The sequence below is a fragment of the Marinoscillum sp. MHG1-6 genome (assembly GCF_024714475.1).
Taxonomy (GTDB): domain Bacteria; phylum Bacteroidota; class Bacteroidia; order Cytophagales; family Cyclobacteriaceae; genus JAMZMI01.
Genome location: NZ_JAMZMI010000001.1, coordinates 292,427 through 307,759 on the forward strand (window position 1 = coordinate 292,427; position 15,333 = coordinate 307,759).

The window sequence follows — 15,333 nt, forward strand, 5'->3', positions numbered from 1 at the left end:
AATAAAAATCGCACGAATTTCCGACAAAAAAACGAAATTATAATCAGGCTGAAATGAAAATATTTTCACACAATTACAAAACCTAAAAACAAAAAAGGGTGACCAGTTGGCCACCCTTTTTCAGTTATTGTCAAAGCTCTTTTAATGAGCGTACAGCTTTTCTTTGTGTTTTTTCAACTGTCTTCTCAAGGCCTCTACCGCTTCATCCGCAGCAGCTTCAAAAGACTTTGCCTTCTCTTTAGCAAAAAGTTGACCGCCGGGAATATTCAATTTGATCTCAAGGTGTTTGTTCTCTCGTGAATTATCACTCTCCACCTTCATGATGACCTCTCCATCAATAATCCTGTCATAAAAAGTCTCCAACTTATCCGCTTTCCTTTGAATAAAGTCTACCAATTTTTGATCTGCGTCGAAGTGGATTGAATGCATTTGTAATTTCATGACTTTTACAATTTAAAAATTAAACATATTATGCTCTAGGATGAGCCTGGTCAAAAGCTGACTTCAGCTTCTCCATCGAATTATGAGTATAAACCTGTGTTGCAGCCAGGCTAGTATGGCCAAGCAGATCCTTAACTGCATTAAGGTCCGCTCCTTTATCCAACAGGTGTGTCGCAAATGTGTGCCTCAGAACATGAGGACTTGTTTTAGATAAGGTAGTAACTTGTTCCAGATACTTTTTAACCGTTCTGTAAACTAGCATAGGGTATAGCTGATCTCCTGAATCCGTAACTAACAAATACCCTTCGGCAGAACCAACATCACGGTTTCTGATCTCGAGGTATTCTTTAATTACTCTAACGAAGGAATCACCAATTGGTATAACCCTTTCCTTATTTCTTTTTCCTAAAACTTTTATTGATCCCTGATAGAAATTGATTTGCTTGTCTGTCAGGTTAATTAATTCTGATAATCGAATTCCGGTAGCGTATAAGAGCTCCAAAATCATCTTGTCCCTGAAGCCGGAAAAATCTTCCGAGAACTTCAGCTGATCAAGCAATATGGTCATCTCACCTTCCCGCACGAAAGAGGGGAGTTTCTTCTCCGTTTTTAATGGCTTCAACCGACTCGCCGGATTTTGAGTGACGTAATGTCTTGCCTGGAGAAACTTATAAAATGACTTGAGTGTAGCTAATTTTCGATTGACCGATTGTGGAGCAATGCCCGAATCAATCAATGAAACAACCCAACTTCGAAGTATGGGATGGGTCACCTCCTTGAGGTCATTAACCTCATAGATGTCTTTCAGGTAAAAATGCAGTTGATTTAAGTCCCTCTCGTAAGCACTAAGAGTATGCTTGCTGAATCGCTTTTCGTATTGGAGGTACTTTAGGAAGGAATCAATCATAAGCACGTATTCCCCGATTCGAGGGGAATACTAACTTAATGATTAAATCATAGAAATCCGCTATTGAGGATTACTTATTTTCCTGCTCGCGAAGGTGCTGCTTGTAGCTAGCTTTGATCACTTCTGCTCTTCTTTTAATAGAAGGTTTAGTGAAAGCAGTTCTTTCTCTTAGTTCTCTAAGAACACCAGTTTTTTCAAACTTCTTTTTGAACCTTTTCAAAGCCTTATCAATCGACTCGTTTTCTTTTACGTTGACTATGATCATCGTTAGTAATTTCTATTTGAGCGTGCAAAAGTAATTTAAATTCAATTTCATGCAAAGGATTAAGCCAATACTTCTGCCAAAAATGTGGATATCTTTAAAAAAATTCATTAAAAACCGCAGGCAGTAATAAATCCGGTCAGATGAGTGCGAACCAGTTCATTGACCTCAGGCATATCTACCAGCACGCCTCTGAAAATCAAAACCCCGGCTGACAATAACCCTATAGGAGTCACAAACCTTGCAACGCCCCTAACATAGCCCTTCAATTTATGCCCGGTAAAAAATACTATAATCAAGGCTGGCAAAGTACCCAAAGCGAACAATGACATGTAGGCAATCGCCAACCAGAAGTTACCGATCAGTAATGCGCCAGCTCCCGCCAGATAGACTAATCCACAAGGCAACAAACCATTGAGCATCCCACTGGCTATCCACTTCAGGCGTCCCGAAAAGTAACCAGACAAATGCCCTTTCATCATCTTAAAAAATGAAGAATGGTAGTAGAACTGTTCCAATCTTCTACGAAATGCCGGAACTCCATAAATGAGTAATAGCAACACCCCCCCTGTCAATGCACCAATACGCTGCAGGTCTAAAAATGAAAGTGATTCACTGATCATTCCGAAGGAGGCACCAACAAAAGCGTATGAGAGTGTCCTTCCAAAATGGTAGCTGGTAAAGCTCCAAAATGATTTTCCCGCCAGGGTCAGGTTAAGTGGTCCACACATCCCTGCACAGTGCGCACTTCCAACAAAACCGATGACGAGTGAAGAAATCATCTCACAAAAACCTCTGTTTCCTGAAAATAAGACTTATCCCCAGCCTTCCAATTGAGCTTGACCTTGTATCTGCCCTTTACCAGATCCGACTTTTTGATCAACTGTACATTGCTCTCATTTAAGGCGATCTTGAAATGTCGATCGAAAATCTCCCTTGAAGGATGATAAAAATGAATATCTCCTTCTGCACCCTCAAACTCCCTTGGAAATTCAAAATTCAATTCTTCCCCAGTTTGCACGGTGGTTACCTCCACGCCGGCTGCTGCAAGGTTGGATTTATGATCTATTCTTTCCTGGTAATTAAGCTCTTCCATGTAGTAGGTATCAGATACCAGATCTACATCTAAACGGAAGGACTGAACCACCACATAAATGACAAAACCACAGAAGAGCGCAAAGCTCCCAACGATTCCCGTTCCCCAATTCCATTTCATAATTTTCAATTTTAAAATCAAAGGGCAGGGCCCAAAAATTTTGTTTCAACTTCTTCTATTAATTCACCCTCCGAGTAAACCCCAACTGTAATTTCACTACTCATCTTACTTAGGTCAGCCGGATCAATGATCACAAAAAAGGCTCCTTCTCCAATACCCTGTTCATCCAGCTTAATATCCTCTCCAACCATTTGAAGTTGTCCCTTCGGATCCAGCAGCTCAAATCTCACAGGTATCTTGTGGTTGGTCTTATTCACCATTTTTACCTGATAAAGGTTACTGATGCTACCGTCCTCTCTCTCCTGATACATCATTCCCGGGGTCCGGAGTATGGTCGTTTCAAAATCTGAGCGAATAATCAATAAGGATATCATCACCCCAATCAAAATCAGCAGGACAGCAGTATATGCCTTCATCCGCCCTGTAAATACAAAAGGCTTCCCCTCAGATATATTTTGCTCTGAAGCATATCTAACCAGCCCTCTTGGTCTATGGATCCGATCCATAATAGAATCACAGGCATCAATACAAGCCGTACAGTTCACACACTCTAACTGGGTTCCATTTCTGATGTCTATTCCTGTGGGACAGACATAGACACATTGTTTGCAGTCAATACAATCGCCAAATCCCGCAGCATCTCTGTCTTCGCCCTTTCTAAACTTGCTTCTTTTCTCACCACGTTCATGATCATAGGCCACGACAATACTCTCTCGGTCCAATAACACTCCCTGCAAGCGTCCATAGGGGCAAATGGTCGTACAGACCTGCTCTCTCAATTTGCCAAACACCCCATAAAACAGCCCTGCCAATACCACCATGGCAATGAATTTTGCCGGTGCCTCAGATGGCCCTTCTTTGATCGTACTCCACGTTTCTTCCACACCCACTAAATAGGCAACGAAGGTGTGCATGATCAGCAGGCTGATCATAATGAAAATAGTATGCTTTAGCGTTTTTTTGAATACTTTATCGAAATCCCAGGGTGTCTTATCCAGCTTCTTTTGAGCCATATAGTCTCCTTCAATCCAGAATTCGATCCTTCGAAAAACCCATTCCATGAATATGGTCTGAGGACAGATCCACCCACAAAATATCCTCCCAAAAACTACTGTGAAGAGTATGATGAAAACCACGGCGGTGATAGTGCCGATCACCGCCAGAAAAAAATCCTGCGGCCAGAACACCTGACCGAAAATGATGAACTTCCGCTCAATGATATTGAAAAGAAGAAAGGGTTCCCCATCGACTTTGATAAAGGGACTCCCAAAAAGAACCGCCAAAAGGACAAGGCTGACAATCTGTCTATAGTTAGTCAGCCTGCCCTTCGGCTTCTTTGGATAAAGCCAAATGCGCTTACCTTCCTCATCTACCGTTGAGATTCGGTCCCGATAAGACTCTTCAGCCTCTTTTTCAACATATATTTCATCAAGATTTGCTTCCATTAACTTTCTTCACCCGAGTCCTCCTCAGTGTCTGCCGACCTTTCGAAAAGCTCACCCTGAGGTTCCTTGGCATTTGGGGGATTCGTTCCTTCAAGGGTGTAGATATAACTAGCTACCTGCTGCATTTCCTTTGGTGAAAGTTGTGCTTTCCAGGAAATCATCCCTTTAGCCGGCACTCCATATTTGATTGTTTTGAAAATCGCTTTTACATCACCTCCGTGAATCCAATATTTATCCGTAAGATTTGGTCCAACGCCCCCTTCACCTTTCATTCCATGACAGGCAGCACATTTTCCATTGAATAACTCCTGTCCTGCGGATAAATCAACTGCCTCCTTGGTAAACTCAACATTAGATTCGTCGATCAGGTTATCCAGCGATGCCAGATAGGCTTCTACCTGGGCTTCTGCCGTTTTCATTTCCTTTTCATATTCTGCAGCCTGTAAGTCGCCCGACTTGAAAACATGAAAATGGAGAACATAAATGATCGAGAAGATGATCGACACATAAAAACCGTACAACCACCACGGAGGAAGCCTGTTATCCAGCTCTTTGATCCCATCATAGGTATGATCGGTCAAAATCTCATGTTCCTTGGCAATTGGAACCGCATCATTCATTTTATTCCAGAACTTTCTCCAAAAACCAATTCGCTCCACACCGTCTAATTGAGCTTGCTTCTGCGTTTTCAGCGTCAGCATGGTTTTCAATGCATAGAGGACTGCTATCAGGGATAGCAGGGCAACCACAGCAACTACGGCCGCCAGACCCAATACGATTTCCAGTTGATAGGTCTCAAAAAAAGATGTTGTCGCATCAGCCGTCTGGGCATTGGCGAAAAACGATACAAAAAGCACCAGTTGTGCTGTAAACAAGTATTTAAGCTTACTCATAATTGTCAGTTTTTGAGTCCAACGGAAGTCTTGACACGTAATTGATATGGGACTTGCTCACCCGAATCACGTATATGGTCAGGCCTATGAAAAAGGCAAAAAATATGATAAAGGAGATCAGGGGATATATTTCAATCCCTGTGATGGTCTCCATATGATGTTTGATGAATTTCAACATGACTTTCTTCTTTTGATCATTGAGAAACTTCGACTTTACTAATGTCTGTACCGATGCGCTGCAGGTAGGCGATCAATGCTACGATCTCCTTCTCAGGCACCACCTTCACCCCTTGATTGTACAGGTCCTCTACGATCTTCGCCGCTTGTTTTTCGGCATCACCGAGGGCCTGATCAGCATAGCCATCAGCATATGGAACTCCTAGTGTTTGCATCGCGCTTATCTTTCCAGGGAGCAGTTCTTTATCCCAGTCCTGTTCAAAAAGCCATGGGTATGGAGGCATAATTGACCCTGGAGACATGCTGGTCGGGTCGAGCATGTGATAATAATGCCAGCTGTGCGGGTATTTTCCACCGACCCTGAGCAGGTCTGGCCCGGTTCTTTTAGACCCCCACTGGAAAGGGTGATCATAAACAAACTCGCCTGCTTTGGCATATTCACCATAACGCTCGGTTTCTGATCTGAAAGGTCTGATCATCTGCGAGTGGCAGGTATAACATCCTTCCCTGATATAAATGTCACGCCCTGTCAATTCCAGCGGAGTGTAAGGCTCGACACTTGATATTGTAGGTACATTGGATTTTACCAGGAAGGTTGGCACGATCTCAGCCACTCCACCGATACCTACAGCAATCAAACTCCAAACCATCAGATTGACTGGTCTCCATTCGAAGATTCTTCTATGCCAATGCTCCGATTTTGCAGGTTTATATTCTTTGATCAAAGGTGCTGCTTCTGCTTTGGTATCTTTTATGAAGCTTCCGGCTGCTGCAGTTTTCCACAGGTTATAAATCATCACAAATACACCGGACAAGTAAAGCGCTCCACCCAACGCTCTGAGCATATACATTGGAATGATTTGAGTAACTGTCTCAAGGAAGTTGCTGTAAACCAAAGTACCTTCAGGAGCAAATTGCTTCCACATCAAACTTTGAACAAAACCAGCCCAGTACATCGGAAGCGCATAGAAAATGATTCCCAGCGTTCCAATCCAGAAGTGAGTATTCGCCAATTTCTTAGAATGAAGTTCTACCCCATACAACCTTGGGATCAGGTAATACAACATCGCGAAGGTCATGAACCCATTCCAGCCAAGACCACCTACGTGTACGTGAGCCACAATCCAGTCTGTAAAATGTGCTACCGCATTAAAGTTTTTCAACGAAAGCATTGGTCCTTCGAAGGTGGCCATACCATAACAGGTCACGGCTACCACCATAAATTTTAGGATAGGATCTTCGCGAACTTTGTCCCAGGCTCCTCTAAGGGTAAGCAACCCATTCAACATTCCTCCCCATGATGGGGCAATCAACATCACAGAAAATACCGTACCCAAAGACTGAGCCCAGTCAGGTAATGAATTATAAAGCAGGTGGTGTGGTCCTGCCCATATATAGATGAAAATCAAGGCCCAGAAATGGACAATAGACAGACGATAAGAGTATACCGGCCTGTTGGCTGCCTTAGGAATGAAATAATACATCAATCCGAGGTATGGTGTAGTCAAAAAGAACGCCACAGCGTTGTGACCATACCACCACTGGATCAAGGCATCCTGAACACCCGCGTACCAGCTATAACTTTTGAAAAGACTGACAGGTAGCTCAAATGAGTTTACGATATGCAGCATCGCCACCGTCACGAATGTGGCAATGAAAAACCAAATAGCTACATATAGATGTCTTTCTCTTCTCTTGAGGATGGTGCCGAACATGTTCACCCCAAATACCACCCAGATCAAGGCAATAGCAATGTCTATTGGCCACTCAAGCTCAGCATATTCCTTACCGGAAGTCAATCCCAATGGGAGCGTAATGGCAGCAGATAATATGATCAATTGCCAGCCCCAGAAGTGGATTTTGCTCAGCAGATCGCTGAACATTCTTGCCTTACAAAGGCGTTGAAGTGAATAATACACTCCGGCAAAAATTCCGTTCCCCACAAATGCAAAAATCACTGCATTGGTATGGAGTGGACGGATACGACCAAAGGTGGTGTATTGCAGGCCAAAGTTTAGTTCCGGCCAAAAGAACTGACAGGCAGCCAACAGGCCTACTGACATACCTACCACCCCAAAAATGGTGGCCGCTATGAGAAACATCCGTACAATGGAGTTGTCATAATAAAAGGTATCCAGCCCAGTCTTACTTTCTTCTTTCGCTGCTACTAAGGTTGTTTCCATTAGTTGATTGTTTTGTTTCGTCGTCAAACAGAATCCTAATTGAAGGTGTATAATCATCATCGAACTGACCGGTACGGGACGCCCAAATGAAAGCAACGAGGAAGCTTGCAGCAACCAGGAAACTAATTCCAATCATGATAATTATTACACTCATTAGAAAGCAAGATTACGAGGACTATCAACCTTAAATGATGAGGGTTTTCAAGGGATAAACTGATTTTTGTCAGGTCAATGATGTCCAACGACAATTCTCTGTGGTCTTCGTGGTGTATTTATTTTTCCTCACCACGGAGAAAACAGAAGACACGGAGAGTTATGATTAAGAAAAAGTTTTTCTGGCTAACCAATTAACAGCAAGTGTGATAAAGCCCACCACGGTCACAGAACTCACCGGCATTAAAATCGCAGAAATAATGGGGGTGAGGTTTCCTGAGACTGCAAAGGAAAGACCAATAACATTGTATACAAATGCCATGGTCAGGGCAATAACCACTACAGTCATCGCTGATTTTGAAAATTTCAGTACGTTACCAATACTGGGGACAGCATCTGCTGAAACCATCGCGTGGCAGGCCGGAGAAAACTGGTGGATGTCTTCACAAACTGCGAACCCCACATCAGCAGCGTTAAGTGCACCAGCATCGTTCAGCCCGTCACCAATCATCAGCACAGACTGGCTCAAGCCTTGAACATATTCATGCTTATCTAAAGGCTTCTGATTGAAATTCAAACTGTCAAAATAAGGACTGAGGGTTTGCTGCTCAGTTTCTTTGTCGCCAGAAAGCAGGTGCAGCTTATAGTGATCTCGCAGCAATTTTAGTTCTTCAAATACTCCTTCCCGGTATTCGACCTGGATAGCGTAGTAACCCCTGTTCCACCCATTAATTTGAATATAAACCCGGATTTCATTGTTGCTGGAATGGATCGATTCAACATCCAGCCATACGGCTGAGCCGATCCGAATTGCATTGCCTTCCACTTCGGCTATGACCCCCTTACCTATCTCTTCTTCAAAAGCTGAAATAGGGAGTTTTTTGGTTGAGCGATCGAAATGGTCCGTTATGATTTTGCTTAAAGGATGTGCCGAGTTGGATGTGACTGTTTTGATCAGTGATTTTTCTTCTTCGGTCAACGATTTACCATTAAAAGTCAACGAAAGGGGGTTGTTTTTGGTCAGGGTACCGGTTTTATCAAACACGATCTCCCTGATATGAGAAACGGCTTCTACCACATTGGCATTTTTAAGGTAGATGCCCTGAGATCCTAAGATCCTCATGGCATGACCAAAAGCAAATGGTAACGCCAGTGCGAGGGCACATGGACAAGCTACGATCAACACCGCGGTTACAGCATCCCAAACCTTTGACGGGTCGGAAATTTGCCAATAGACCCCGGTGCCCAACGCAAGCATCACCACGACTATGGTAAAGTACTTGCTCACCCGATCGATTAGCTGGTCATAATTATTAACCCTTTCGTTTTCTGATGGCTGATTGTTCCACATCTGGGTGAGTTCGCTGTTGTTGACCGCCTTCTCCAACTTCACCACCAGTTGTCCTCCAATCTGTCTACCACCTGCAAAAATTTTATCTCCGGCATATTTCAAGGTAGGATCGGACTCTCCTGTCACGAAGCTATAGTCCAATTTCGCTTCCCCCTCCTCAATCACTCCGTCCGCAGGTACCAGCTCCTGATTATGTATGATGATGCGATCACCCACCTTCAGGTTTTTCAACATCACAGTTTCTTCCCCACTGTCGGTTAATCTCAAAACCGAAATTGGAAAATAGGAAGTATAATCCCGGTCAAAGCTCAGTGCCTCGTAGGTTTTTCCCTGGTACCATTTACCCAGCAAAAGAAAGAATACCAATCCTGTCAATGAATCCACGTAGCCCGGGCCGACGGCCCAGAGAATTTCATACATACTTCGCGCAAACAGTGTAATGATCCCAAGAGAAATAGGCAGATCAATATTTAAATATCCATGTTTCAGTCCCTTCCAGCTACTGCTGAAATAATCCTGCGACGCATAGAAAACCACCGGAAGGGCCATGATAATATTTACCCAACCGAATAACATTTTCAAGTTTTCATCCAGTTGAAAACCAGTATCCAGGTACTCCGGAAGACTGATCAACATGCTATTACCAAAGCAGAATCCAGCAAGCGCAATCTTCATTCCAAGGGAACTGCGTTTTGACTTGTTCCTTGGCCCATCAACGCTATCCAGGTTGATCGTGGGGGGATATCCCAAACTTGCCAGCAAGACTGCAGTCTCTTTAAGCGTGATCTCCTGATGGTTGAAAGTCAGGGAGACTTCTTTCCGAATGAAATTAACTTCGGCTCGTAGTACCGCAGGATTAAGTTTTGGCAAATGCTCTAATAAATAGATACAGGAGCTACAATGGATGCCAGATAGATAGAATCTGACCACTGATTTCACTTCATCCTGATACCTGAACAGACTGGATTGAACTTCAGGGAGATCAAGCGCCTGGAACTTCCTGTTGGCAATATCACGATCGAGGATTTTACTTGCCTTCAGTTGATCGTTGTCGTAATAACCTACTAGATCGCTGGACTCAAGCAACTCATATACCGCCTGACAGCCATGACAGCAGAAAACCTTCTCCTCAAACAGAATAGGTTCCTCCTTGCAGTCATCGCCACAATGAGCGCAGACTTGCTTTTGATCTACCGCGATTTCCTCCTCAATCATTAGTATTCACCATTTTGGCAAGTTCAAAATTGAGCATTGCGGGGTCGGAAAAACCTGACGATCGTCAGGGGTAAGGGTGAAAGATGTCAAGGCTCATGCGCATGAAAGAGCAGAATACCAGCAAAGGCGATAGAAAAACCCTCCAAAAGTTCCAAACTTTTGGAAGGTTAAGCATTGATTGCATGACTTGAAGTCAAGCCATCAATCGGGTTCCTGTCTCGTAGGAACTGCCGCTGCCAACTAGACGGGATGGAAGCAAGCTACCCTGCCTGCGGCAGGCAGGCATGTAGCGCGAACAGCCCGACTGTCAGGAGAAGTAGAACAATGTCCTTTCTCTCCTAAATCCCCCGGTCTTCGACCACCCCCTTTTTCAAAGAGGGATATATCTGCAATAGATAGATATGTGTTTAAAAACTTGCTCGAAATTATATCTTTGCGGCTATGGCAAATTCTGACGACCAAATCACATTAAAAAATATAGCTTCTCACAGTAAGGAGTACGGATTCATTTACCCATCGAGCGAGATTTATGACGGGCTGGGCGCGACCTACGATTATGGTCCGTATGGGGTAGAACTGAAGAATAACATCAAAGAGTACTGGTGGAAAGCCATGGTGCGCATGAACGAAAACATCGTGGGTATCGATGCAGCGATTTTCATGCACCCAACCACCTGGAAAGCTTCCGGTCACGTAGATGCCTTTAACGATCCTTTGATCGACAACAAAGATTCGAAAAAAAGGTATCGTGCAGATGTGCTCATCGAAGAGCAAATGGCCAAGATCGAAGCCAAGATCGACAAGGAGGTTCAGAAGGCTGCCAAAAGATTTGGTGACAGTTTTGATGAAGCACAGTTTGTAAGCACCAACGAGCGCGTGCTAAAATATAAAGGTCAGATCGAGGAGATTGAGAACCGCATGAAATCGGCGATTGAGGGTGGTGATCTGGCGGCATTGAAGCAACTGATCGTGGACCTTGAAATTGCCGACCCAATCTCCGGTAGCAGAAACTGGACAGACGTTCGGCAGTTTAACCTGATGTTCTCTACAGAACTGGGTTCCACAGCAGATGGTGCAGAGAAAATCTACCTGCGTCCGGAAACAGCCCAGGGTATTTTCGTCAACTACCTGAACGTACAGAAAACCAGTCGTATGAAGCCTCCTTTTGGGATCGCCCAAATTGGAAAAGCTTTCAGAAACGAAATCATTGCGCGTCAGTTTATCTTCCGTATGAGGGAGTTTGAGCAGATGGAGATGCAATTCTTCATCAAGCCGGGTACGGAGATGGATTGGTATGAGCACTGGAAACAAAAAAGAATCAAGTGGCACAAGGCTTTAGGGCTGGGAGAGGACAACTACCGATTCCATGACCACCTGAACCTGGCACACTATGCCAACGCAGCATGCGATATTGAATTTAACTTCCCGATGGGCTTCAAAGAGCTTGAAGGTATTCACTCCAGAACAGACTTTGACCTTGGTGCGCATGAGAAGTTCTCAGGTAAAAAGCTGAAATTCTTCGATACGGCTACCAACGAAAGCTACACTCCGTATGTATTGGAAACTTCCATCGGACTGGATAGAATGTTCCTTGCGGTAATGTCTTCTTCCTACACTGAAGAAACATTGGAAGATGGCAGTAGCAGGACTGTCTTGAAAATTCCTCCGGTACTGGCACCAGTAAAAGTAGCAGTCTTACCGCTCCTGAACAAAGATGGTCTGCCTGAAAAGGCGGAAGAGATCATGAGCGCGGTCAAGTTGGACTTCAACGCACAATATGATGCCAAAGACGCCATCGGTAAGCGTTACAGAAGACAGGATGCGATCGGAACCCCTTACTGTGTGACGGTAGATCACCAGACTTTGGAAGACAATACCGTCACCATCCGTGAGCGTGACTCTATGGAGCAGCAACGTGTTTCTGTGGATGAGCTGATCGCAACATTGGAAGACAAAGTGAGCTTGAAAAAACTCCTTAGATCCATCTGATTTTGATCTGGGCATTAGTCTTATTGATAGCAGTAGCGGTTATTGTAGCACTTCGCTCAAACCGTATGCAGGAGTATTTTTCTGCGCAGGGCTGGTCCAACCCACTTTCCAGGAGGGAGCGAGACACGCTGAACAAAAACTTCGAGTTTTACCGCATGCTTCCTTCACGGTCAAGACGAATATTCGAATACCGTGTTAAAAGGTTTCGGGAAACTACCGAGTTCATCCCAAGAGAAATGCCAATGATCACGGATCAGATGGAGATTTTGATCTCTGCATCGGCCATCCAGCTGACCTTTGGTTTTGATGATGTGATATTGTCACATTTTGAAAGGGTCATAGTCTATCCTGATCAATTCTTCAGTACCACTTCTCAACGCTTTCATAAGGGCGAGGTCAATCCCCGGTTTGGTACCATCGTCCTTTCCTGGAGATATTTTGTGGAAGGCTATGCCATCAATGAAGGCGTTAACCTTGGTTTGCATGAAATGGCGCATGCTCTCCAACTCGAAAATGTGATCATGAATGATGAGTTTGGATTCATGGACGATGATGACATCCGCATGTGGCAGGCCCTAGCTGGTCAGGAAATGGAGAAAATCAATAATGGTACCGGGCACTTTTTCCGTGAATACGGTGGCACTAACCATGCTGAGTTTTTCTCTGTGGCAGTTGAGAACTTCTTCGAGAGACCCATGGAGTTTTCTGAATATAATGAAACACTGTATCGCACGATGTGCAGGTTATTACAGCAAGACCCGTTACTTTTGATGAAATCAATCTGATTGATCTATGATGAGCCCCTGCTGAGCTTAGCCGAAAAATGATCTATCAATCACCATCCAACATTCTTCCCAAACCTCCTAACACCGAGCCTTCCCCTTTTGAAGAACCTCCCATCTTAGGAGCGTGTTGAATAATACGATCAGCCAGTCTGGAGAAAGGAAGACTTTGCAAATAAACTGTTCCGGTACCCCTAAGTGTCGCCAAAAAAAGACCCTCACCGCCGAAAAACATAGACTTCAGGTTTCCAGCCCGCTGAATATCATAATCCAGGCTTGTAGAAAAAGCGACAATACATCCAGTGTCAATTAAGAGCTTCTCATTCTTCAACTCCTTTTTGATCACTGTACCGCCAGCATGCATAAACACATTTCCATCACCGGATAATTTCTGAAGGATAAAGCCCTCTCCACCAAAGAAGCCAGCCCCAAGACGTTTATTGAATGCCATAGAAACCGAAGTTCCTAAAGCCGCGCAGAGAAATGCATCTTTCTGACACAAGATCTCTCCCCCAAACACCTTTAAATCCAGCGGAACAATTTTTCCCGGGTATGGAGCTGCAAAGGCTACTTCTTTTTTACCAGATCCATTATTTGTAAAATGTGTTAGAAAAATGGACTCTCCGGTAATCGCTCTTTTCCCTGCATCTAGGAGCTTACCAAACAGTCCCTTATCAGGCTGCGATCCATCTCCCATTTTGGCCTCGAAGCCAATACCTTCATCCATCCAGTTCATAGCACCAGCCTCAGCAATCACTGTCTCACCCGGATCCAGCTCAACTGACACTATCTGCATATCATCTCCAAAAATCTGATAATCTATTTCGTGTGATCTCATAATTCTATTTTTGCATTGGCTTTGTAGTTAAAACTAACCAATTTCACCCTTCCAAATCAAAAATCAATTGATGAACTGGATCAACCTTCTCTCACCCAAAAGATTCGGAGACAAAACAGACATAGAGCTTTCGCATGAAACCCGCAGCAGGTTTGAGCAGGATTTTGATCGACTGATCTTTTCACATCCATTCCGTAGACTTCAGGACAAAACACAGGTATTCCCCTTACCGGAGGACGACTTTGTTCATACACGACTTACACATAGCCTTGAAGTATCCAGTGTCGGTCGATCATTGGGAAAAGCAGTGGGAGAAAAAGTCATTGCGAAGTATTCCGACCTTCAGGATGTGGGCTACACTTTTCATGATTTTGGAGGTATCGTGGCAGCGGCCAGCCTGGCTCATGACCTGGGCAATCCTCCGTTTGGACACTCCGGAGAGACAGCAATCTCCGCATTTTTTATGGACAATGAAAAAGGTAATGCTTTTCAGAAATTAGTTAGTGATAAAGAATGGCAGGATCTGATCTCATTTGAAGGAAACGCCCAAGGTTTTCGTATTCTTAATGACGAGGCCCACGGTGGACTCAGACTGACCTATGCCAGCCTTGGTGCCTTCACAAAATATCCCAAAACTTCTTTTGCAAAAAAGGACAGTTCACGAAAGAGTCAGAAGAAGTACGGCATCTATCGAAGCGAATTGTCCTACTTCCGGATGATGACTGAAACGATGCAGATTAGGAAATTGGATGAAGAGACATGGGTCAGACATCCGTTGGCATTTTTAGTAGAAGCTGCAGATGATATTTGTTATGGCATCATCGATCTGGAAGATGGCACACGACTTGGTCTTGTCGATTTTGAAGTGACTAAAGGATTACTTGCCAGGATCATCGGTGAAAGCTTTAATGAAGAGAAGCTGAATAAGATCCCGGGTCAAAACGAAAAGCTGGGATTGCTCCGTGCCATGACCATCGGTAAACTGATACAGGAATCGGTTGATGTTTTTCTTGCCAATGAAGAGCAAATGCTCTCAGGTGAATTTGATCAGGCACTGACGGACCTGATTCCATCCGCCGCGATCCTTTCAGAAATTTCTGCGCTTTCCGTAAAGAAGATTTACAGAGCGAAGCAAGTCTTAGAGCGGGAAACTGGTGGTTTTGAGATTATTGGAAAGCTGATGGAGGCCTTTTGCCTTGGCGCATATCAACAAAAATTCAATCCTAATCAACTCACCAACAGACAAAAAACCGTTTTGAGATTACTCCCGGAAAGCATTAGCCTAAAGATTCAAAAGGAAGGCCTGACCACTTATGAACTATTGCTGATCATTATGGATTTTATCTCCAGCCTGACCGATAGTCATGCGATCAAATTGTACAAGATTATTCATGGTTTTTCGCTCCCAATTTCTAAAGCATAAAAGCCCTTAATATCAATTACTTAATCGCATCGGTAACTTAATAAAATAATTACCTTTG

15 protein-coding genes are annotated in these 15,333 nt (G+C 43.9%); 3 read left to right on the forward strand and 12 right to left on the reverse strand.

The features are described from left to right. Positions 1 to 141: 141 nt before the first annotated feature. From hpf to NXR94_RS01375, 11 genes are all read right to left on the reverse strand, one after another. A complete protein-coding gene (gene hpf, locus NXR94_RS01325) occupies positions 142 to 441 on the reverse strand; it encodes a ribosome hibernation-promoting factor, HPF/YfiA family (protein ID WP_258102756.1) in 300 nt (99 codons plus the stop codon). A gap of 28 nt (positions 442 to 469) precedes the next feature. Beyond that, the gene (locus NXR94_RS01330; RefSeq protein ID WP_258102757.1) at positions 470 to 1,348 is read right to left on the reverse strand and encodes a tyrosine-type recombinase/integrase; all 879 of its coding nucleotides are present in this window, start codon (positions 1,346 to 1,348) and stop codon (positions 470 to 472) included. Between the two features lie 70 nt (positions 1,349 to 1,418). Continuing rightward, positions 1,419 to 1,613: a 30S ribosomal protein S21 gene (gene rpsU / locus NXR94_RS01335; RefSeq protein WP_258102758.1), complete on the reverse strand. Its 195-nt coding sequence runs from the start codon at positions 1,611 to 1,613 to the stop codon at positions 1,419 to 1,421. A gap of 107 nt (positions 1,614 to 1,720) precedes the next feature. Then, positions 1,721 to 2,392 (reverse strand): sulfite exporter TauE/SafE family protein, encoded by a 672-nt coding sequence (locus NXR94_RS01340; protein ID WP_258102759.1) that lies wholly within the window; start codon positions 2,390 to 2,392, stop codon positions 1,721 to 1,723. Then, a complete protein-coding gene (locus NXR94_RS01345; RefSeq protein WP_258102760.1) occupies positions 2,389 to 2,826 on the reverse strand; it encodes a FixH family protein in 438 nt (145 codons plus the stop codon). Before NXR94_RS01345 ends, NXR94_RS01340 begins: the two co-directional genes overlap by 4 nt. A gap of 17 nt (positions 2,827 to 2,843) precedes the next feature. Continuing rightward, complete coding sequence (gene ccoG / locus NXR94_RS01350; protein ID WP_258102761.1) at positions 2,844 to 4,271, reverse strand: cytochrome c oxidase accessory protein CcoG; 1,428 nt, start codon at positions 4,269 to 4,271, stop codon at positions 2,844 to 2,846. After that, complete coding sequence (locus tag NXR94_RS01355; RefSeq protein WP_258102762.1) at positions 4,271 to 5,164, reverse strand: cbb3-type cytochrome c oxidase N-terminal domain-containing protein; 894 nt, start codon at positions 5,162 to 5,164, stop codon at positions 4,271 to 4,273. The genes ccoG and NXR94_RS01355 overlap by 1 nt, the downstream gene beginning before the upstream one ends. Then, positions 5,157 to 5,342 carry a CcoQ/FixQ family Cbb3-type cytochrome c oxidase assembly chaperone gene (locus NXR94_RS01360; protein WP_258102763.1) on the reverse strand — a complete coding sequence of 62 codons (186 nt, stop codon included), beginning with the start codon at positions 5,340 to 5,342 and terminating at the stop codon, positions 5,157 to 5,159. The genes NXR94_RS01355 and NXR94_RS01360 overlap by 8 nt, the downstream gene beginning before the upstream one ends. Positions 5,343 to 5,358: 16 nt before the next feature. Beyond that, a complete protein-coding gene (ccoN, locus tag NXR94_RS01365) occupies positions 5,359 to 7,524 on the reverse strand; it encodes a cytochrome-c oxidase, cbb3-type subunit I (protein WP_258102764.1) in 2,166 nt (721 codons plus the stop codon). Next, positions 7,487 to 7,678 (reverse strand): cbb3-type cytochrome oxidase assembly protein CcoS, encoded by a 192-nt coding sequence (gene ccoS / locus NXR94_RS01370; RefSeq protein WP_258102765.1) that lies wholly within the window; start codon positions 7,676 to 7,678, stop codon positions 7,487 to 7,489. Before ccoS ends, ccoN begins: the two co-directional genes overlap by 38 nt. A gap of 165 nt (positions 7,679 to 7,843) precedes the next feature. Beyond that, positions 7,844 to 10,243, reverse strand: a complete 2,400-nt coding sequence (locus tag NXR94_RS01375; RefSeq protein WP_258102766.1) for a heavy metal translocating P-type ATPase metal-binding domain-containing protein — start codon at positions 10,241 to 10,243, stop codon at positions 7,844 to 7,846. A 441-nt stretch (positions 10,244 to 10,684) separates the two neighbouring features. Here NXR94_RS01375 and NXR94_RS01380 point away from each other — a divergent pair, with 441 nt between their 5' ends. Both NXR94_RS01380 and NXR94_RS01385 read left to right on the forward strand, forming a co-directional pair. After that, positions 10,685 to 12,232 carry a glycine--tRNA ligase gene (locus NXR94_RS01380; protein ID WP_258102767.1) on the forward strand — a complete coding sequence of 516 codons (1,548 nt, stop codon included), beginning with the start codon at positions 10,685 to 10,687 and terminating at the stop codon, positions 12,230 to 12,232. 2 nt (positions 12,233 to 12,234) lie between these two features. Then, positions 12,235 to 13,017: a zinc-dependent peptidase gene (locus tag NXR94_RS01385; RefSeq protein ID WP_258102768.1), complete on the forward strand. Its 783-nt coding sequence runs from the start codon at positions 12,235 to 12,237 to the stop codon at positions 13,015 to 13,017. Positions 13,018 to 13,063: 46 nt separating this feature from the next. Here NXR94_RS01385 and NXR94_RS01390 read toward each other — a convergent pair whose 3' ends face one another. Beyond that, positions 13,064 to 13,852: a TIGR00266 family protein gene (locus tag NXR94_RS01390; protein ID WP_258102769.1), complete on the reverse strand. Its 789-nt coding sequence runs from the start codon at positions 13,850 to 13,852 to the stop codon at positions 13,064 to 13,066. Between the two features lie 70 nt (positions 13,853 to 13,922). Here NXR94_RS01390 and NXR94_RS01395 point away from each other — a divergent pair, with 70 nt between their 5' ends. Beyond that, positions 13,923 to 15,275 carry a deoxyguanosinetriphosphate triphosphohydrolase gene (locus NXR94_RS01395; protein ID WP_258102770.1) on the forward strand — a complete coding sequence of 451 codons (1,353 nt, stop codon included), beginning with the start codon at positions 13,923 to 13,925 and terminating at the stop codon, positions 15,273 to 15,275. The last annotated feature ends 58 nt before the right edge of the window (positions 15,276 to 15,333 follow it).

Bases quoted from the DNA above. Each gene is read 5' to 3' on its own strand.
- hpf (WP_258102756.1), bottom strand. From the start codon at position 441: ATGAAATTACAAATGCATTCAATCCACTTCGACGCAGATCAAAAATTG.
- NXR94_RS01330 (WP_258102757.1), bottom strand. From the start codon at position 1,348: ATGATTGATTCCTTCCTAAAGTACCTCCAATACGAAAAGCGATTCAGC.
- rpsU (WP_258102758.1), bottom strand. From the start codon at position 1,613: ATGATCATAGTCAACGTAAAAGAAAACGAGTCGATTGATAAGGCTTTG.
- NXR94_RS01340 (WP_258102759.1), bottom strand. From the start codon at position 2,392: ATGATTTCTTCACTCGTCATCGGTTTTGTTGGAAGTGCGCACTGTGCA.
- NXR94_RS01345 (WP_258102760.1), bottom strand. From the start codon at position 2,826: ATGAAATGGAATTGGGGAACGGGAATCGTTGGGAGCTTTGCGCTCTTC.
- ccoG (WP_258102761.1), bottom strand. From the start codon at position 4,271: ATGGAAGCAAATCTTGATGAAATATATGTTGAAAAAGAGGCTGAAGAG.
- NXR94_RS01355 (WP_258102762.1), bottom strand. From the start codon at position 5,164: ATGAGTAAGCTTAAATACTTGTTTACAGCACAACTGGTGCTTTTTGTA.
- NXR94_RS01360 (WP_258102763.1), bottom strand. From the start codon at position 5,342: ATGTTGAAATTCATCAAACATCATATGGAGACCATCACAGGGATTGAA.
- ccoN (WP_258102764.1), bottom strand. From the start codon at position 7,524: ATGGAAACAACCTTAGTAGCAGCGAAAGAAGAAAGTAAGACTGGGCTG.
- ccoS (WP_258102765.1), bottom strand. From the start codon at position 7,678: ATGAGTGTAATAATTATCATGATTGGAATTAGTTTCCTGGTTGCTGCA.
- NXR94_RS01375 (WP_258102766.1), bottom strand. From the start codon at position 10,243: ATGATTGAGGAGGAAATCGCGGTAGATCAAAAGCAAGTCTGCGCTCAT.
- NXR94_RS01380 (WP_258102767.1), top strand. From the start codon at position 10,685: ATGGCAAATTCTGACGACCAAATCACATTAAAAAATATAGCTTCTCAC.
- NXR94_RS01390 (WP_258102769.1), bottom strand. From the start codon at position 13,852: ATGAGATCACACGAAATAGATTATCAGATTTTTGGAGATGATATGCAG.
- NXR94_RS01395 (WP_258102770.1), top strand. From the start codon at position 13,923: ATGAACTGGATCAACCTTCTCTCACCCAAAAGATTCGGAGACAAAACA.